Genomic DNA, 361 nt, shown 5'->3' with positions numbered 1-361 from the left:
GCGGTTTTGAAGATGTCGCCGGTCGCAAAGGCCAGATGCTGGATGCCGGAGCCGAATGTCTCGGCGATGAAGTGGCCGGCGAGCGTGCGGCGGTTCTCCGCCCCGTTCAGGGTGATCCTCAGCGTGCCCGAGGCGTTTTCCACCACCTGGCTGCGCACCACGCCGGCCGGATCGATGATGTCGACCATCGGCGTCTTCTGCATCTCGAAGATCGCCGTGTAGAACAGAAGCCAGGTCGGCATTTCCTCGTAGGCGACCGTCTGGGCGATGTGGTCGACATGGTCGAGATGTGCCGGCACCACGGCCTCAGCCTCTGGCTCTGTCCCTGCCCCTGTTCTTGTCCCGGCCCCTGCCCCTGCCT

Annotated in this window: 1 protein-coding gene; it reads right to left on the bottom strand. The window is 64.8% G+C overall.

Going from position 1 to position 361, the window contains the following annotated elements; translation table 11 throughout:
• Positions 1–361: VOC family protein (locus C5L12_RS27970; RefSeq protein WP_425350835.1), on the bottom strand; the 361-nt coding region annotated here is incomplete at both ends.

The sequence above is a fragment of the Neorhizobium huautlense genome, assembly GCF_002968575.1.
Taxonomy (GTDB): domain Bacteria; phylum Pseudomonadota; class Alphaproteobacteria; order Rhizobiales; family Rhizobiaceae; genus Neorhizobium; species Neorhizobium huautlense.
Note: the sequence above shows the minus strand (reverse complement) of the source record. Positions and strands in the feature narration are given on the sequence as shown.